This window comes from Cupriavidus sp. MPR-AND1C, assembly GCF_058809705.1.
Genome location: NZ_JBXASU010000126.1, coordinates 1 through 17,685 on the forward strand (window position 1 = coordinate 1; position 17,685 = coordinate 17,685).

Consider the following 17,685-nt stretch of genomic DNA (forward strand, 5'->3'; position numbering starts at 1 on the left):
CCCCCTCGATCCCCCGATTCCTTCTTCCGTCACATAGGACATTGTCATGTCTAGCTCCGTACTAACCCGCTGGGAGCCCGAAAGCGCGGCCTTCTGGCGCACCCACGGCGAACGCATCGCCTACCGTAACCTGTGGATCTCGATCCTCGCCCTGATGCTCGCCTTTGCAATCTGGATGCTGTGGAGCGTGGTGGCGGTCAACCTGGACCGCGCCGGCTTCCGCTTCAGCAAGAACCAGCTGTTCTGGCTCACCGCGCTGCCGGCACTTTCGGGCGCCACGCTGCGCATCTTCTACGCCTTCCTGGTGCCGATCTTCGGCGGCCGCCGGTTCACGGCCATCTCCACCGCCACGCTGCTGGTGCCGGCGCTGGGCATGGGGTTCGCGCTGCGCGACCCGGCCACGAGCTATCCCACCTTGCTGGTGCTGGCACTGCTGTGCGGATTCGGCGGCGCCAACTTCAGTTCCTCGATGTCCAACATCAGCTTCTTCTTCCCCAAGGCCAAGAAGGGCCTGGCGACGGGGCTCAATGCCGGCATTGGCAACCTGGGCGTATCGGTGGTGCAGTTCCTTACCCCGCTGGTGGTCTCCGTGGGGCTGTTCGGCGCCGTTGGCGGCGAACCCCAGGCCTACCAGGCCGGCGACGTCAGCAGGAGTCTGTGGCTGCAGAACGCCGGCTTTATCTGGGTGCCGTTCATCCTGGCCGCCACCCTCGCCGCGTGGTTCGGCATGAACGACATCGCCGATGCGCGCGCCTCATTCGCCGACCAGGCGGTGATCTTCAAGCGCAAGCACAACTGGCTGATGTGCTGGCTGTACGTGGGCACCTTCGGCTCGTTCATCGGCTTCTCGGCCGGGTTCGCGCTGCTCACCAAGTCGCAGTTCCCCGGCGTCAACCCCACCGCCTACGCCTTCCTCGGGCCGCTGGTGGGCGCGCTGATGCGGCCGGTGGGTGGCTGGGTGTCGGACAAGCTGGGCGGAGCCCGGGTCACGCTGTGGAGCTTCGTGGCGATGATTGCCGCCGTGTTCGGCGTGCTGGCCACGCTGCCGCATGACGGCGCCGGCGGCAGCTTCCAGGGTTTCCTGGCCGCGTTCGTGGTGCTGTTCGCGCTGACCGGCGTCGGCAATGGTTCGACCTTCCGCATGATCCCGGTGATCTTCCTGACCGAGCGCCAGCGCGCCGCGCGCGGCAAGGACGCCGCGGCGCAAAAGCAGGCGCAGCTGGACGCCGGCAAGGAATCGGCCGCGGTGCTGGGTTTTTCCGGTGCCATTGGGGCCTACGGCGGCTTTTTCATTCCCAAGAGCTTCGGCACCTCGCTGGAGCTGACCGGTTCGGCGGACGCGGCGCTGTATTGCTTTGTGGTCTTCTACGTGAGTTGCGTGCTGGTGACCTGGTGGTACTACGCGCGCAAGAACGCGCCCATGCCTTGCTGAACGGTGCCGGCCGGCCTAGTTCCTCCGAACTAGGCGGCCGCGCCCGGACTAGCCCGAGCGCATCGCGCCCTACTCCCCCACCAGCGAATGGGCACGGCCGGGCCTGGCCCATAAGCTTGCAACATCCCTGGACCGATAGCCCAACGGTCAGCAAAAGCACTCGCGGAGAACAACAATGAGCCATTTTCTGGATCGACTGAAATTCATGTCGCGCGTCAAGTCCACCTTCGCGGGTGGACACGGCGCCGTGGTGGACGAGGACCGCCGGTGGGAGAACGGATATCGCAGCCGCTGGCAGCACGACAAGATCGTGCGTTCCACCCACGGCGTGAACTGTACAGGTTCGTGCTCCTGGAAGGTCTACGTCAAGAACGGACTGATCACCTGGGAAACGCAGCAGACCGACTATCCGCGCACCCGGCCCGACCTGCCCAACCACGAGCCGCGCGGCTGCCCTCGCGGCGCCTCGTACAGCTGGTACGTGTATTCGGCGCAACGCGTGAAGTACCCGATGATCCGCGGCCGCCTGATGGAGATGTGGCGCGAGGCCCGCAAGACCATGGACCCCGTGGCCGCCTGGGCCTCGATCAGCCAGGATCCCGTCAAAGCCAATCGCTACAAGAGCGTGCGCGGCCTGGGCGGCTTCGTGCGGGCCGACTGGGACACCGCCACGGAGATGATCGCGGCAGCCAATGCCTTTACCATCAAGCGCTTCGGCCCGGACCGCGTGGTCGGGTTCTCGCCGATCCCGGCCATGTCGATGGTCTCTTACGCCGCCGGGGCGCGCTACCTGAGCCTGCTGGGCGGGGTCTGCCTGTCCTTCTATGACTGGTACTGCGACCTGCCGCCGGCCAGCCCGCAAGTCTGGGGCGAGCAGACAGACGTGCCGGAATCGGCCGACTGGTACAACTCCACCTACCTGATGGTGTGGGGCTCCAACGTGCCGCAGACGCGCACCCCGGACGCGCACTTCTATACCGAAGTCCGCTACAAGGGCACCAAGACCGTGGCCGTGTCGTCCGACTTCGGCGAGATGGTCAAGTTCGGCGATATCTGGCTGACCCCCACCCAAGGCACGGACGCCGCCCTGGCCATGGCCATGGGCCATGTGGTGCTCAAGGAATTCCACCTGAACGCACGCTCCGCCTATTTCCGCGACTACATCAGGCAGTACACCGACATGCCGATGCTGGTGCTGCTGCGCGACAACGGCGGCACGCTGGTCCCCGATCATTTCCTGCGCGCCTCCCACCTGGCCGGCGCCCGCGGCGAAGCCAACAACCCGGAATGGAAGACCCTGGTCATCGATAGCGCCAGCGGCGACTTTGCGGCCCCCAATGGCAGCATCGGTTTTCGCTGGGGCGAGGCCGCCCACAACGACGGCGAGAAGGTAGGCCGCTGGAACCTGGAAATGAAGGACGGCGGCAGCGGACAAGCGCTTGACCCCCTGCTCTCGCTGATGGCAGCCGAGCACGAGGTGGCGGAGGTCGGCTTCCCGTACTTCGGCGCGGAGCACGATGCCCTGCTCAAGCGCCGCGTGCCGGCCAGGCGCATCACGCTGGCGGACGGCAGCAGCGCGCTGGTGGCCACGGTCTATGACCTGCAGATGGCCAACTACGGCGTGGACCAGGGCCTGGGCGGCGACAACGTGGCCACATCCTTCGACGACGATGTGCCCTACACGCCGGCCTGGCAGGAGAAGCACACCACGGTGCCGCGCCACCTGGTGATACAGGTGGCACGCGAGTTCGCCGACAACGCCGATCGCACCCAGGGCAAGAGCATGGTGATCGTCGGCGCCGGGCTCAACCACTGGTACCACAACGACATGATCTACCGCGGCATCATCAACCTGCTGATGATGTGCGGATGCGTGGGCAAGAGCGGCGGCGGCTGGGCCCACTACGTGGGCCAGGAGAAACTGCGCCCGCAGTTCGGCTGGGCTCCGCTGGCCTTCGGCCTGGACTGGTCGCGCCCGCCGCGCCAGATGAACGGCACCTCGTTCTTCTACAGCCACACCAGCCAGTGGCGCCACGAAAAGCTCGCCGTGGACGAGATCCTTGCCCCGACCGCCGACAAGGCCAAGTACGAGAATCTCTCGCTGCTGGACCTGAACGCCCGCTCGGAGCGCATGGGTTGGCTGCCTTCGGCGCCGCAGTTGAGCAGCAATCCGCTCGATGTGGCCGACGCGGCCGCCGCGGCAGGCAAGGACCCTGTGGCCTATACGGTCGAACAACTGAAGTCCGGCGGATTGCAGTTCGCCTGCGACGACCCCGACAACCCGGAGAACTTCCCGCGCAACATGTTCGTCTGGCGCTCGAATATCCTCGGCAGCTCGGGCAAGGGGCACGAGTACTTTCTCAAGTACCTGCTTGGCACCCAGAACGCCGTGTTCAGCGACGAGGCCAACGCGATCACGCCGAGCGAGGTGAAGGTGCGCCCCGCCGCCGAGGGCAAGCTCGACCTGCTGACCGTGCTCGATTTCCGCATGAGCACCACCTGCCTGTACGGCGATATCGTGCTGCCGACCGCAACCTGGTACGAGAAGGACGATCTCAACACCTCGGACATGCATCCCTTCATCCATCCCTTGTCGGAGGCGGTGCAGCCGCTGTGGGAGAGCCGCACGGACTGGGAAATCTACAAGGCGATCGCCAAGAAGTTCAGCGAGATCGGCGGTGCCCACCTGGGCACCCGCAAGGACCTGGTCTGCAGCCCCTTGCTGCATGACACCCCGGGCGAGCTGGCCCAGCCGTTCGAGCCGAAGGACTGGAAGCGCGGCGAATGCGAGCTGATCCCCGGCAAGACCGCGCCATCGATGACCGTGGTCGAGCGCAACTATGCCGACATCTACAAGAAATTCACCTCGATCGGACCGCTGCTCGACAAGCACGGCAACGGCGGCAAGGGCATCAACTGGGATACCCGCCACGAAGTCAAGGAAATCGGCACGCTCAGCAAGACGGTGGACGAGCCCGGCGTGAGCCAGGGCCGGCCGCGGCTGGATACCGCCATCGACGCCGCCGAGATGATCCTGACCTTCGCGCCGGAAACCAACGGGCATGTCGCGGTAAAGGCGTGGGAAGCGCTGTCGGCCATCACCGGGCGCGATCACGCCCACCTGGCCGCCGGGCGCGAGCACGACAAGATCCGCTTTCGCGACGTCCAGGTGCAGCCGCGCAAGATCATCTCCGCGCCGACCTGGTCCGGGCTCGAATCGGAGGAAGTCAGCTACAACGCAGGCTATACCAATGTGCACGAGCTGATTCCCTGGCGCACCCTGACCGGGCGCCAGCAGTTCTACCAGGACCATCGCTGGATGCTGGATTTTGGCGAGGGCAACTGCGTCTACAAGCCCGCCATCGACACCAAGACCATCGCGCCGATGCTGGGCGCCAAGCCCAACGGCAACACCGAGCTGGTGCTGAACTGGATCACGCCGCACCAGAAGTGGGGCATCCACTCCACCTATTCGGACAACCTGCGCATGCTGACGCTGTCGCGCGGCGGGCCGCACGTCTGGATCTCCGAGACCGAGGCCAAGGCCAGCGGCATCCGGGACAACGACTGGGTGGAAGTCTTCAACGTCAATGGCACGCTGACCGCGCGGGTGGTGGTGTCCCAGCGGGTCCCCAAGGGGATGTGCCTGATGTACCACGCCCAGGAAAAGATCGTGAACGTGCCCGGCGCCGAAACCAGCGGCATGCGCGGCGGCATCCATAACTCGGTGACCCGCACGGTCACCAAGCCCACCCACATGATCGGCGGCTACGCGCAACTGGCCTACGGTTTCAACTACTACGGCACCGTCGGCAGCAACCGCGACGAGTTCGTGATCCTGCGCAAGATGAACAAGGTCGACTGGCTGGAAGGCCCGCTGGTGGAAAAACAAGCCAAGGAAGGAGCTGAGCAATGAAAATCCGCGCCCAGGTAGCCATGGTCCTGAACCTGGACAAGTGCATTGGCTGCCATACCTGCTCGATTACCTGCAAGAACGTGTGGACCAGCCGCGACGGCGTGGAATACGCCTGGTTCAACAACGTCGAGACCAAGCCCGGCATCGGCTACCCCAAGGAGTGGGAGAACCAGGACAAGTGGCATGGCGGCTGGGTGCGCAATGCCGCTGGCAAGCTCGAGCCGCGCCAGGGCAGCAAGCTCGGCATCCTGGCAAAGCTGTTTACCAATCCCAACCTGCCGCAGATCGACGAATACTACGAGCCGTTCACCTACGACTACGAGCACCTGCAGAAGGCTCCGCTGGTGCAGACGCCGCCCACCGCCCGTCCGGTGTCCGTGCTGACCGGCAAGACGATGGAAAAGATCGAATGGGGCCCGAACTGGGAAGACGACCTGGGCGGCGAGTTCAGCGCGCGCAGCAAGGACAAGCTGTTCGAAGACGTGCAAAAGGAGATGTACTCGACCTTCGAGAACACCTTCATGATGTACCTGCCGCGCCTGTGCGAGCATTGCCTGAACCCGACCTGCGTGGCCTCCTGCCCGTCCGGCTCGATCTACAAGCGCGAGGACGACGGCATCGTGCTGGTCGACCAGGACAAATGCCGCGGCTGGCGCATGTGCATCTCCGGATGCCCGTACAAGAAGATCTACTACAACTGGCAAAGCGGCAAGGCCGAGAAATGCCTGTTCTGCTATCCGCGCATCGAAGCGGGCCAGCCCACCGTCTGCGCGGAAACCTGCGTCGGCCGGATCCGCTACCTGGGCGTGATGCTGTACGACGCCGATCGCATCCAGGAAGCCGCCTCGGTGGAGAACACGCAGGATCTCTACCAGTCGCAGCTGGACATCTTCCTCGACCCGCACGATCCGGCCGTCCAGGCCGAAGCGCTGCGCCAGGGCGTCCCGCAAAGCTGGCTGGACGCCGCGCGCAAGTCGCCGGTCTACAAGATGGCCTGCGAATGGAAGGTGGCCTTCCCGCTGCACCCCGAGTACCGCACGCTGCCGATGGTGTGGTACATCCCGCCGCTGTCGCCGATCCAGTCGGCCGCCGAGGCCGGCCACATGGGCATGAACGGCGTGATTCCGGACGTGAAGAGCCTGCGCATCCCGGTCAAGTACCTGGCCAACCTGCTGACCGCGGGGGAAGTCGCGCCGGTGCTCAAGGCGCTCGAGCGCATGCTGGCCATGCGCGCCTACAAGCGCTCGGAAGTGGTGGACGACGTGCAGGACCTGGCTGTGCTGGAACAGGTCGGCCTCACGCCGGCGCAAGTGGAGGACATGTACCAGATCATGGCAATCGCCAACTATGAAGATCGCTTCGTAATCCCGTCCTCGCACAAGGAAATGGTGGAGGACAGCTTCAACGACAAGGCGAGCTGCGGCTTCACGTTCGGCAACGGATGCTCGGGCGGGACGTCCGACGGCTCCCTGTTCGGCAAGAAACCGCAAGGCAGCGTGATGTTCGCGGACATGCCGAAATCGCGCAAGAAGGCCTTGGCGGCGTCATGACCGGCGCCTGACGTGCCGCCACGCCCCCGTTGGCAAACGGGGGGCGGCCGGCACCCGCATCTTCCCCATCCAGACAGAACAGAACAGGAGCCTTCCCATGCCGCTTTACCCCATCCTCAGCGCCCTGCTGTGCTACCCCGAGCAGGAGCTGCTAGACGCCCTGCCTGAAATCGACGCCGCGCTGGCCGAGTGGCCGCAGGCGCAGGCCACGCTGGCGCCGTTGGGCGATCTGTTGAAGACAAACACGCTGATCGAGCTCCAGGAGAACTACGTCGCCACCTTCGACCGCAACCCCGCCCACTCGCTGCACCTGTTCGAACACGTGCACGGCGAGAGCCGGGATCGCGGCCAGGCGATGGTCGACCTGATCGACGAATACCGCCGCGAGGGCTTCGAGCCCGCCGAGGCGGAGCTGCCCGACTACGTGCCGCTGTTCCTGGAGTTCCTGGGCGCGCTGGTCGCAGACGGCAAGGACGCGCATGCCGGACAACTGCTGGGCGACGCCATCCACGTGCTTGCCGCGGTCGGCGACCGGCTGGCGCGCAACGAGAGCCCGTATGCCACGGCGTTCGCCGTATTGCGCACGCTCACGGATGTGCAGCCGCAAGCCCGGACCGAGCCGCCGGTGCGCGACATGGACGAAGCGCTGGAGACCTTCGGCCCCGGCGCGGACGGCGTGGAGCCACTGCTCGCTGCGCGCCCCACGGGCGACCAGCCCGTGCACTTTTACGCCCGTGGTATCACGCCAACTCGCACACCAACCCGCACGCCAACCCCAACGCCCATGCCCACCGCTTGCTGAGGCGACGACCATGAACCTGCTCAACCAATTCCTCTACGGCATCTATCCGTACATCGCCCTGGTCGTCTTCCTGTTCGGCAGCCTGGCGCGCTTCGAGCGCGAACAGTACGGCTGGAAGAGCGACAGCTCGCAGCTGTTGCATCGCGGCAACCTGCGCGTGGGCAGCATCCTCTTTCACGTCGGCATCATCGGGCTGTTCTTCGGCCATCTGGCGGGCCTGCTGACGCCGGTGGCGGTCTGGGACGCACTCGGCGTCTCGCATGGCTTCAAGCAAGGCGTGGCCATGGCGGCCGGCGGCCTGATGGGCACCATGTGCCTGTCCGGCCTGCTGATCCTGCTCCACCGCCGCTTCACCAATGCCCGCGTGTCCGCGGTCACACGTGCCGGCGACAAGGTGCTGCTGCTGTGGATCCTGGCGACCTTGCTGCTGGGCCTTTCCACCATCTTTGAATCGTCCCGCCATATGGACGGCCACATGATGGTGCAGCTCATGACCTGGGCGCAGCACATCGTCACCCTGCGCGGGGACGCCGCCAGCTATATCGCCGACGCACCGCTGCTGTTCAAGCTCCACCTGTTCATGGGGATCTCGCTGTTCGTCATCTTCCCCTTCACCCGCCTGGTGCATGTGTGGAGCGGCTTTGGATCCATCGGCTACCTTGGCCGCGCCTGGCAACTGGTGCGCAGCCGCTAACGCCCGTCCGCCCGCCCGTCCGTCCGTCCACCCACCCACCCGGCAAGGAGAATGCAATGCCTGTGTTAGTCAATGGCGTCGAACTGGAAGACGCCGAAATCGAGCGCGAACTGGCTCACCATAGCGGCTCGCCCGAGCCCACCCGGCATGCCGTGGTTGCCCTTATCCTGCGCCATCTGGTGCGTGCGCAAGCGCGGCGGCTCGGACTGCCCGGCAGCGACGACGAGGCACTCACGCAAGCCCTGCTGGAGCGGGAGGTCGGGCTGCCCGAGCCGGACGAGGCCAGTTGCCGCCGGCATTACGATCACCACCTGGAGCACTTCCGCGAGGGCGAATGGGTCGAGGCCGAGCACATCCTGTTCCAGGTGACGCCACGCGTCCCGCTCGATGCGCTGCGCGCAACCGCCGAGGCCACCCTCGCGCAGGTGCAGGCCGATCCCCCGGCATTCACCGGCCTGGCCATCGCCCGCTCCAACTGCCCGACCGGCGCCGGCGGCGGGCGCCTTGGCCGTGTGTTGCGCGGCGAGACCGCGCCCGAGTTCGAGCGCGCCATCTTCGCGGCGCGCCACCCCGGCGTGTTGGCCCGGCTGGTTGAAACGCGCTATGGCCTGCACGTGGTGCGGGTCGTCGCGCGCTGCGAAGGCGTGCAGTTGCCGTTCGATGCCGTGCGGCAATCCATCGCGCGCGCCCTCGCGGCGGCGGCGCGCGACCGCGCCTGGAAGCAGTATGCAAGCCTGCTGATCGGCGGCGCCAGCATTGAAGGGATCGACCTGGGCGGCGCCGAAACGCCGCTGGTGCAATAAGCAACCTTCACCGCCACGTCCGGCAACAGGCAACAGGCAGCAGGCAGCAGGCAACAGGCGCAGGCACTGGAAAGCCGGAGGCGCACGCATCTCGCTCCACTGGAACGCACGCCGCGCTTTGCCAGTCAGCCTGCCCGGACGCAACTCATGGGAGAACAGTCATGCAACCCGCCATCATTGGCATCGCCGGCACCTCGGGCAGCGGCAAGACCACGCTGATCACAGCCATGCTCGCCTGGTTCCGCCAGCAAGGGCTGACCGTCAACGTCATCAAGCATAGCCACCATCCCCTCGAACTCGAACCGCCGGGCAAGGACAGCGCGCGCTTTCGCCAGGCCGGTGCCGGCGAGGTGCTGGTGGCCTCGCCCTTTCGTTTCGCCATCGTGCACGACCTGAACGGCGCGCCGGAGCCCACCCTGCGCGAGCAGGTGGCACGCCTGGCGCCGGCGGACCTAACCCTGGTGGAAGGGTTCCGCAGCGAAGCCATTGCGCGCATCGAGGTATACCGGCCGGCGCACGGGCGCGCGCCCTACTACCCGCGCGATGCGTCCATCGTCGCGGTGGCCAGCGACGTGCCGCTCGATATCGGCATGCCGTGCCTGCCGCTCGACCAGGCTGCCCAGGTGGCGCGCTTTATTCTCAGGCTGTGCGGGCTGGACGGCGCTGTCGCGCCGCGTGGCGAGCGCCTTGCCGCTTCCCCGGGCAGCGCGCGATGCGAGCCGTCGGCAATCGCTTCCTGAGGACGTTCCGACGCTCCCTTAGACCGCACATCAAGTCCGGAGGTATCGCAATGCCCAAGGCTGGCACCACATCCTTGCCCCTCGTCTACGCCTGCTCTGGCTGCTCCAGCGTGGCGCAGCTCGCCAACACCTTCGCCGTGCGGCTGGATCGCAGCGGGATGGCCGAGATGTCCTGCATCAGCGGGGTTGGCGGCGGCGTTGCCGCGCTCACCAGGGTGGCGCGCTCGGGCCGCCCGATCCTGGCCCTGGACGGCTGCCCGCTGGCCTGCGTGAAAGCCTGCCTGGCCAGCGCGGGCGTGGAACCCGGCCAGCACCTTGTGCTCAACCGCCTGGGGGCCACCAAGCGGCAGCATGGCGAATGCAGCGAAGCGGAGGCTGGCGCGGCCTGGCAGGCCGTGATGTCGGCGCTGTCGGCTATCAAGGATGCGTCGCCCCAGCCTGCTGACAAACCGGCGGCATTAGCCGAGAGCGACAAGTTGCGCCAAAGCAGCCTGGAATGACGACGGCTTTGACTCCCTCTCCTGTCACATCACGGGGAGAGGGTTGGCTAGAGGGGGCGGTTTGGCCAGGCGCCACTTGAAGCCAAGCCAATGGCTTGGTCCGGCGCGACGGCATAACAAGCGCCCACCCACTCCCCCGGCCGCCCTTGCCGCCTCATCAGCCAGCGTGCGGCGCGACGGCACCCGCCGCCAGATGCCTGGTCAGGCCGGTCAGCCACTCCGGCCGGCTCACCGCGTCCAGCCAGTATTTCACTTCCAGGCCGAGCGCGGTATCGCCGCCGATCACCAGACGCCGCTGGAAGAACAGCGTGTCGGTATCGGCCTGCCCGCCCAGCAGACGCAGGTAATCGACAGCCTTGGCGCGCAACGCCAGCGTCGGGGGGGTGCCGTCAAAGGGCCCGGCGGCGAAGCGGCCATCCGCGCAGCGAAAACGTATCTGCAGGCCAAGGTCCTCCACCGTCAACAGGAAGCAGTGGCCATCGAGCGCCGCCGGTGGCTGCAGCCAGCCACGCCGCCGCGCAAGCTCCAGCGCGGCCACCAGGGGTAAGGCCTGGGCCTGCGCCGGAACCGCGCGGTGCAGGCGTGCCAGCATGGCTTTGGGGCCGATCATGCGTGTGCCTCCTGCCAGGCGATGCCGGCCTTTGCGCCCCAGTAGCCATTGCTGGGCTGTGCCCCCGCCGGCAGCAGGCCGCCGGATGCCGTGGTCCGTGCGCCGGACCGCAGTGCCGCGAGCGCTGCCACGACATCCAGCGTGGCGCTGGCATGCGGGCTGACGCGCACGGAGTCGATCCCCATGGCCATCAAGGCCGGCACTTCGGCGCACAGGTCGAGACAAGTCGCGGACTGGATCTGCACCCCGTTGAGCGTGAAGAATGGCTGGCCCTCCCCGGTCGAGGCCACCAGGCCATCCGGGTAATCCAGACAGCGGAACTCGCAGTTGTCCTTGCGCAGCCTGTGATGGCGCGCGGTGAAACAACGCGCCGAAAACGCCAGCGGCATGCGGCCCCAGACCAGTACCTCCAGCCCCGTGGCTGCCGGGCGAGCCGCCGCCAGCGCCGCCAGCGCGGTGCGGTCCATTTCCAGCGGTGGCACGCATGCCACTGCGCCCAGCCCGCTCAGCCAGGCCAGCGTATCCGCGTGATACACGTTGAGATGCGGTCCGCACACGAAGGGGCGTCCATGCATCCGGTTGACCGCGCCGAGGTCGTTGGCCTCGACCAGATATTCTGTCTGCTCGCAAACGCGGTGCATGCAGGCAATATCGCTGTCGGACTCGACCAGCACCGGCGTCGAGAGCACGACGTCCTTGCCGGCCTCCTGCAGCATCTGCGCGATCTCCAGCCAGTGGGCATGGCGTAGCTCATGACGCCGGGTACAGACGGTTTCGCCCAGGTAGACGCGGTCGACCGCGGAGTGCGCGACCTCGGCATAGAACTGCATGACCGTGGCACGCGGCCAGTAGTACAGCAGCGGGCCGAGCGAGATGCCCAAGCGGGCCGCCGTGGCGGCGGCGGGGTCGATCATCGAATCGTTCATGGGTAGTTGGGTTCCAGAAGAAAGTTGGCATGCCGTGAGGCATGAGGAATGCAGCCGGCAAAGGCGCGACGGACCTGCCTTAGCGCCACGGCCGGTCGTACGCGCCCTGGGTAACCTGGTCACCCTCGGCGTGCCGGCCAAGCACGCCCTGCCATTCCTGCCGTGCTGTGAAGCGCGCCGGATCGGTGCACGCCGCGTCGATCGCCGCGCGCAGCACGCCGACCACATCGCCCACATAACGCGGGCTGCGCTGGCGGCCTTCGATCTTGATGGCAGCGATGCCCATGCCGATCAGCGCCGGCAGCAGCGACAGCGCATTGAGGCTGGTCGGCTCCTCGAGCACATAGCCCCGTTCGCCTTCCACCTCGAATCGCCCTTTGCACAACGTCGGATAGCCGGCGGCCTCGCCCGGCGCGTAGCTGTCGATCAGGATGCCGGACAGCCGCGCCTGCATGGTTCCCTCGCGCTCTTCCCAGCGTACCGCGTGCGCGGGCGAGCACACCCCCTTGTTGTTCGGCGAGTCGCCAGTCGCGTAGGAGGACAGCAGGCAGCGGCCTTCGGCCATCACGCACAGGCTGCCGAAGCCAAACACTTCGAGCTCCACGTCGGTCTGGCGCGCTAGCTTGCCAATCTGCGCCAGCGTCAGCACACGCGGCAGCACCACCCGGTGTATGCCGAAACGCGCGCGCATCAGCTCGATGGCGTCGGCATGCGTGGCCGAGCCTTGCACCGACAGATGAAGACGCAGTTGCGGATGGCGCTCGCGGGCATAGGCCATGAGGCCGGGGTCGGCCATGATGACCGCGTCAGCGCCGAGTTCCGCCGCGGCATCGACGGCGCGATGCCAGCACGTGACCGCACCCATCTGCGCGAAGGTATTGATGGCGAACAAGACTTGCGCGCCTTGCGCATGGGCCTCGGCCACGCCTGCCTGGATGTCGGCCTCGGTGAAGTTCAGCCCGCCGAAGTTGCGCGCATTGGTGGCGTCGCGCAGGCCAAGGTAGACGGCGTCGGCGCCACGTTGCAGCGCCACGCGCAGCGCCGCCAGCGAGCCGGCGGGCGCAACCAGTTGCGGTCGGCGCGTTGCGCCGGATGTGTTGGGTGTCATTGGATAGGCTCAACGGGGTCAACAGGGTCAACGGGGTTTAGGAGTCCGCATGCGCCGCGGTGGCGGCGAACGCCTGTGAGGCACGATCCTAGCCAAGCCCGGGGGCGAACCAGTTGACCAGGCGCAAAAGCGTGGGCTGTGGCGCGCGCATGGAACAGCGGCCCTCCGCCGAGTGGCATAGGCCATTGGTATCGTGCCGTGCGCGGCTTGATCCAGCGCAATTCCCCGGCCACCTGCCCATGCAACCCTATGCCGGTTTCCTGTATCGCCCGGCACCTCCGCCGGCGAGCGGGATGTCTTATCGAGGGTGATATGCAAGAGCAATGGCTAAAGCTGATGGGCCGCCGGCTGGTCCCGGTGGTACAGGGCGGCATGGGTATTGGCATCTCCGCGCACCGGCTCGCGGGCGCGGTGGCGAGCCAGAACGGCATGGGCACCATTGCCAGCATCGATCTGCGCCACCATCATCCGGACCTGCTGGCGGCCACCGCCAAATCACGCGACAAGGACAAGACGGAAGCGGCGAACCTGGTGGCCCTGGATCGCGAGATCCAGGGCGCGCGGCGGCTCTCCGGCGGGCGCGGCGCCATCGCGGTCAACGTCATGAAAGCAGTCAGCTCGCATGCCGCGCTGGTCCGGCAGGCTTGCGAGAGCGGGGCCGATGCGATCGTGATGGGCGCGGGACTGCCCCTCGACCTGCCCGACCTCACGGCCGGCCACCCGAACATTGCGCTGATCCCGATCCTGTCGGATTCCCGTGGCATCGGCCTGGTGCTGCGCAAGTGGATGAAGAAAAACCGCCTGCCGGACGCGATCGTCGTCGAACATCCGGCGCACGCCGGCGGCCACCTCGGGGCTTCGCGCATCGAGGACCTCGGCGACCAGCGCTTCTCCTTCACCCGCGTGCTGGCCGAATGCCGTGAACTGTTCGCCGGGCTGGGGCTGGCCTGGGACAGCGTACCCCTGATCCTTGCCGGCGGCATCAACACCCACGCCAAAGTCCGTCACTGGCTGGATCAAGGCGCCGCCGCCGTGCAACTGGGCACGGCCTTTGCCGTCACCGAGGAAGGCGATGCACACCCGGCCTTCAAGGAAGTCCTGGCCAGTGCGCATCCCGGACAACTGAGTGAATTCACCAGCGTGGCCGGCCTGCCAGCACGCGCCGTGCTGACGCCCTGGCTCAAGCGTTACCTGTCGCGTGAAGCCGCGCTGCAGACCCGCGCCAAGGTGCGCGACTGCCTCGAAGGCTTCGACTGCCTGCAGGCCTGCGGCCTGCGCGATGGCGTCGGCCGCGTGGGCCAGTTCTGCATCGACCTCAAGCTGGCCCAGGCCATGCGCGGCGACGTGGAACGCGGGCTATTCTTCCGTGGCAAGGGAGCCTTGCCGTTCGGCGAGGCCATCCGTCCGGTGCGCGAACTGATGCATTACCTGCTCACCGGCGAAATGCCCGCGGGCGCCGGCACGCAGCGGGGCACGGTGGCCCCGGCCATTTGACTGCACCCGCCTCACCGCACTGACCGATTCATCCCGGTCTCGACGCCGGAAATTGCGTCACGCCATGATATTTAAGGAAAGTTAGCCAAGCGCCACCCGGCGACGCAGGGGATATTGATTTTGCGCAAGTCGCCACGCCGGCTTCGCGTCAATAATGCGACAAGCCCCTGAAGCGCCGATCCAGACCGAAGACGTCCGCCGGGGGGCCGGAGCCATATGGTAGATCTCACGCCCCCTTCCCCGTCCGCTTTCCCGCCCGCTTCCCCGTGCGCTTCGCGGCACGCTTCCCCCGTGGAGCAGTCCTTCCCGGCGCTGCCTGGCCAGGCAGCGTTGCCTGGTTTGCGCCACCGGCTGTCGACACGCATCGTCTCGCTCTCGCTGGGCGCGCTGCTGATCGTGCTGGCCATGATTTCCGGGACGCTGTGGCTGTCATGGCAGCTCGAAGGCGCGGGCGCGGCCATCAATGATGCGGGCAGCCTGCGCATGCGCGCCAATCGCGTCGCCATCGAACTGGCCAGGGCACATGCCGGCGAGCGCCATCAACTGGATGCGCAGATCACCGGGATGGATGCCACTCTGGCACGCCTGCGCCAAGGCGATCCGGCGCGGCCCTTGTTCCTGCCGGACGACCCCGGCATCCGCGCACAACTGGAGCGGGTCAGCCATGACTGGAACCAGCGCATCAAGCCCAGCGCGCTCGCCGACCTGGGCGTCGCAACCGGCGAAGCGCCTGCCTACCCTGCCGCGCTGGCCGCCTTTGTCGATCAGGTCAATCGCCTGGTCAGCATGATCGAGCAGGAGAACGCCACCAAGACCACCCTGCTGCGGCTGTCTCAGGCCGGACTCGCGGCAATGGCCTGCATGGGTACGGTGGCCGTCATCTACCTGCTCTACATCTGGATCATCCTTCCGGTCATGCGCTTGCAGGATGGCTTGCAGCGCATGGCCGCGCGGGAGTTCTCCCTGCGCCTGCCGGTGGAGACGCGCGACGAGTTCGGCATGCTGGCGGACGGTTTCAACCGGATGGCCGGCGAACTGGAGGGGCTATACCAGGACCTGGAAGCACGCGTGGCGCAGAAGACCGCCGAGCTGGCGCGGCACAACCGCGACCTCGCGGCGCTTTACGACATGGCCGCCTTTCTCAATATGCCGAATGACAGCGAGGCGCTTTGCCGCGGCTTCCTGGAGCGCGTGATGCAGCAGTTCAATGCCGACGGCGGCAGCGTGCGCATGATCGATGCGGACCACGGCCAGCTGCACCTGGTGGTGTCGGCTGGCTACTCGGCTGCACTGGAAGAAGCCGAGCACTGCATGAGGGTGGACGCGTGTTTTTGTGGCGAGGCGGCCAGCGAATCCGTCGTACTGATTGAAGATCTCAGCAAGGGAGCCGCACTCTCGGCCGGCCGGCCAGCGTCCGATGCGCGCTTCGGCTGCGCGAGGGAAGGCTTCCCGGGGCTTGCGGTGTTCCGCATAGAAACGCAGCGCACGGTGCTAGGCACCTTCTCCCTGCACTTCCGCCAGCCGCTGAAGCTGCCCGCCTCGGATATCCGCCTGCTCGAGACCTTCGGACAGCATCTCGGCGTGGCGCTGGATCATCTGCACCTGTCGGAAACCGCGCGCCAGCTTGCGGTGGTGGAAGAGCGCAACCTGGTAGCACAGGGCCTGCACGACAGCATTGCCCAGGGCCTCAACTACCTGAACCTGCAGGTGCAGGTGCTGGAAGACGCGGTCTCGCGCAGCGATATGGACGAGACGCGCACCATCGTGCCGCTGTTGCGTTGCGGTGTGGAAGAAAGCTATCAGGATGTGCGCGAACTCCTGCTCAACTTCCGCAGCAAGCTGGCGCATGGTGAGTTGCGCCAGGCAGTGGAAGACACCGTGGCGCGCTTCCGCCGCCAGAGCGCAACGGAGCTTGCCCTGGCGTTCAATGACGCGCAGGGCGGGCCGCCCCTGCAGCCGGAGCAGCAATTGCAGGTGCTGTTCATCCTGCAGGAGGCGCTGTCCAATGTGCGAAAGCATGCGCGCGCCGGCCACGCCAGCGTCATCGTGCGCAATGGGCGCACCTTCAGCATGGTCGTGGAGGACGATGGCGAAGGCTTCGACCCCATGGAGCCGGCCGCCGACGATCAGGCCCACGTGGGATTGCACATCATGCGCGAGCGGGCGGCCCGGCTTTCGGCCAGCCTCCGGATCGTGGCCGCGCGCGGCACGGGCACGCGCGTTGAGCTCATCCTGCCTCGGTAACCAACGCCACGGCCGCCGGCCGCCCTCGCTCGCCTACTTCGTTCAAGTGAATATCATGACCATCCGCATCCTCCTGATAGACGACCACTCCCTGTTTCGCTCGGGCGTGCGCGCCCTGCTTGCGCGCCAGACCGATTTCGAAATCGTCGACGAAGCGGCGGATGGCGTGGAAGGCATCAAGCGGGCCAAGCAGCACCGGCCCGATGTGATCCTGCTGGACCTGAACATGCCCGGCCTGTCGGGGCTTGAAACCCTGCAGTTGCTGGTGGAAGACTTGCCCGAGAGTGCCGTGGTGATGCTCACTGTGTCGGAGCAAGCCGAGGAACTGGCGGCCGCCCTGCGCAGCGGTGCCCGGGGCTATCTGTTAAAGAATATCGAAACGGAAACCCTGACCGGCGCCATCCGCCGCGCCGCGGCGGGAGAGGCGGTCATTTCGCAAAGCATGACGGCAAAACTTGTCGCGCAATTCCGTGCGCCCACCAACCCTGCCGCGACCACGGCAGCATGCGTGAGCGACGAGCCCCGGCTTACCTCGCGCGAACACGAGATCGTGCGTGGCCTCACGCGCGGCGAAAGCAATAAGGAGATCGCGCGCGAGCTGGGCGTGGCGGAAAGCACCGTCAAGATCCATGTGCAGAATATCCTCAAGAAACTCAACCTGACGAGCCGCGTGCAGATCGCGGTCTACGCCGTCGAGCGCGGGCTGACTGCGCCCGGCTGAAGCGGCCGCGCATCACTTGCCCTCGAGACATGACCGAATCCGTCATTCCCATTTTCGACCTGCGCGATCATCGCTACCGCTCGATGACGCCAAGCATTCCGGCCGTGCTCACCGCACCGTCCGGGCTGGTTGCCGACACGCGCGG

At 66.6% G+C, this 17,685-nt stretch carries 14 protein-coding genes; 11 read left to right on the forward strand and 3 right to left on the reverse strand.

Going from position 1 to position 17,685, the window contains the following annotated elements; translation table 11 throughout:
- The first annotated feature begins 46 nt into the window (after positions 1 to 46).
- From AC1RWI_RS35115 to AC1RWI_RS35150, 8 genes are all read left to right on the forward strand, one after another.
- Positions 47 to 1,432, forward strand: a complete 1,386-nt coding sequence (locus tag AC1RWI_RS35115) for a NarK family nitrate/nitrite MFS transporter (protein WP_492870610.1) — start codon at positions 47 to 49, stop codon at positions 1,430 to 1,432.
- Between the two features lie 175 nt (positions 1,433 to 1,607).
- Complete coding sequence (locus tag AC1RWI_RS35120; protein WP_492870611.1) at positions 1,608 to 5,348, forward strand: nitrate reductase subunit alpha; 3,741 nt, start codon at positions 1,608 to 1,610, stop codon at positions 5,346 to 5,348.
- Positions 5,345 to 6,898 carry a nitrate reductase subunit beta gene (gene narH, locus AC1RWI_RS35125; RefSeq protein ID WP_043345849.1) on the forward strand — a complete coding sequence of 518 codons (1,554 nt, stop codon included), beginning with the start codon at positions 5,345 to 5,347 and terminating at the stop codon, positions 6,896 to 6,898. Before AC1RWI_RS35120 ends, narH begins: the two co-directional genes overlap by 4 nt.
- Before the next feature lie 97 nt (positions 6,899 to 6,995).
- Positions 6,996 to 7,700 carry a nitrate reductase molybdenum cofactor assembly chaperone gene (narJ, locus tag AC1RWI_RS35130; RefSeq protein ID WP_492870612.1) on the forward strand — a complete coding sequence of 235 codons (705 nt, stop codon included), beginning with the start codon at positions 6,996 to 6,998 and terminating at the stop codon, positions 7,698 to 7,700.
- Positions 7,701 to 7,710: 10 nt separating this feature from the next.
- On the forward strand, positions 7,711 to 8,394 hold the full coding sequence (gene narI, locus AC1RWI_RS35135) for a respiratory nitrate reductase subunit gamma (RefSeq protein WP_043345846.1): 684 nt from the start codon (positions 7,711 to 7,713) through the stop codon (positions 8,392 to 8,394).
- A gap of 56 nt (positions 8,395 to 8,450) precedes the next feature.
- On the forward strand, positions 8,451 to 9,197 hold the full coding sequence (locus AC1RWI_RS35140; RefSeq protein ID WP_492870613.1) for a peptidylprolyl isomerase: 747 nt from the start codon (positions 8,451 to 8,453) through the stop codon (positions 9,195 to 9,197).
- 161 nt (positions 9,198 to 9,358) lie between these two features.
- On the forward strand, positions 9,359 to 9,937 hold the full coding sequence (gene mobB / locus AC1RWI_RS35145; RefSeq protein WP_043345842.1) for a molybdopterin-guanine dinucleotide biosynthesis protein B: 579 nt from the start codon (positions 9,359 to 9,361) through the stop codon (positions 9,935 to 9,937).
- A gap of 50 nt (positions 9,938 to 9,987) precedes the next feature.
- Entirely contained in the window at positions 9,988 to 10,437 is a 450-nt protein-coding gene (locus AC1RWI_RS35150; RefSeq protein WP_492870614.1) for a putative zinc-binding protein, read from the forward strand.
- Positions 10,438 to 10,594: 157 nt separating this feature from the next.
- Here the strand turns inward: AC1RWI_RS35150 and ubiT are convergent, their stop codons facing one another.
- The 3 genes from ubiT to ubiU form a co-directional block, all read right to left on the reverse strand.
- Positions 10,595 to 11,047, reverse strand: coding sequence for a ubiquinone anaerobic biosynthesis accessory factor UbiT (gene ubiT, locus AC1RWI_RS35155; protein WP_043345838.1), 453 nt, complete (start codon positions 11,045 to 11,047; stop codon positions 10,595 to 10,597).
- Positions 11,044 to 11,973, reverse strand: coding sequence for a U32 family peptidase (locus tag AC1RWI_RS35160; protein ID WP_492870615.1), 930 nt, complete (start codon positions 11,971 to 11,973; stop codon positions 11,044 to 11,046). The genes ubiT and AC1RWI_RS35160 overlap by 4 nt, the downstream gene beginning before the upstream one ends.
- A 79-nt stretch (positions 11,974 to 12,052) precedes the next feature.
- The gene (gene ubiU / locus AC1RWI_RS35165) at positions 12,053 to 13,081 is read right to left on the reverse strand and encodes a ubiquinone anaerobic biosynthesis protein UbiU (RefSeq protein WP_492870616.1); all 1,029 of its coding nucleotides are present in this window, start codon (positions 13,079 to 13,081) and stop codon (positions 12,053 to 12,055) included.
- 312 nt (positions 13,082 to 13,393) lie between these two features.
- Here ubiU and AC1RWI_RS35170 point away from each other — a divergent pair, with 312 nt between their 5' ends.
- The 3 genes from AC1RWI_RS35170 to AC1RWI_RS35180 all read left to right on the forward strand — a co-directional run bounded on the left by AC1RWI_RS35170 (position 13,394) and on the right by AC1RWI_RS35180 (position 17,540).
- Positions 13,394 to 14,575, forward strand: a complete 1,182-nt coding sequence (locus AC1RWI_RS35170; RefSeq protein ID WP_492870617.1) for an NAD(P)H-dependent flavin oxidoreductase — start codon at positions 13,394 to 13,396, stop codon at positions 14,573 to 14,575.
- A gap of 216 nt (positions 14,576 to 14,791) precedes the next feature.
- Complete coding sequence (locus tag AC1RWI_RS35175; RefSeq protein ID WP_492870618.1) at positions 14,792 to 16,819, forward strand: type IV pili methyl-accepting chemotaxis transducer N-terminal domain-containing protein; 2,028 nt, start codon at positions 14,792 to 14,794, stop codon at positions 16,817 to 16,819.
- A 55-nt stretch (positions 16,820 to 16,874) separates the two neighbouring features.
- A complete protein-coding gene (locus tag AC1RWI_RS35180; protein WP_043345833.1) occupies positions 16,875 to 17,540 on the forward strand; it encodes a response regulator in 666 nt (221 codons plus the stop codon).
- Positions 17,541 to 17,685: the final 145 nt, after the last annotated feature.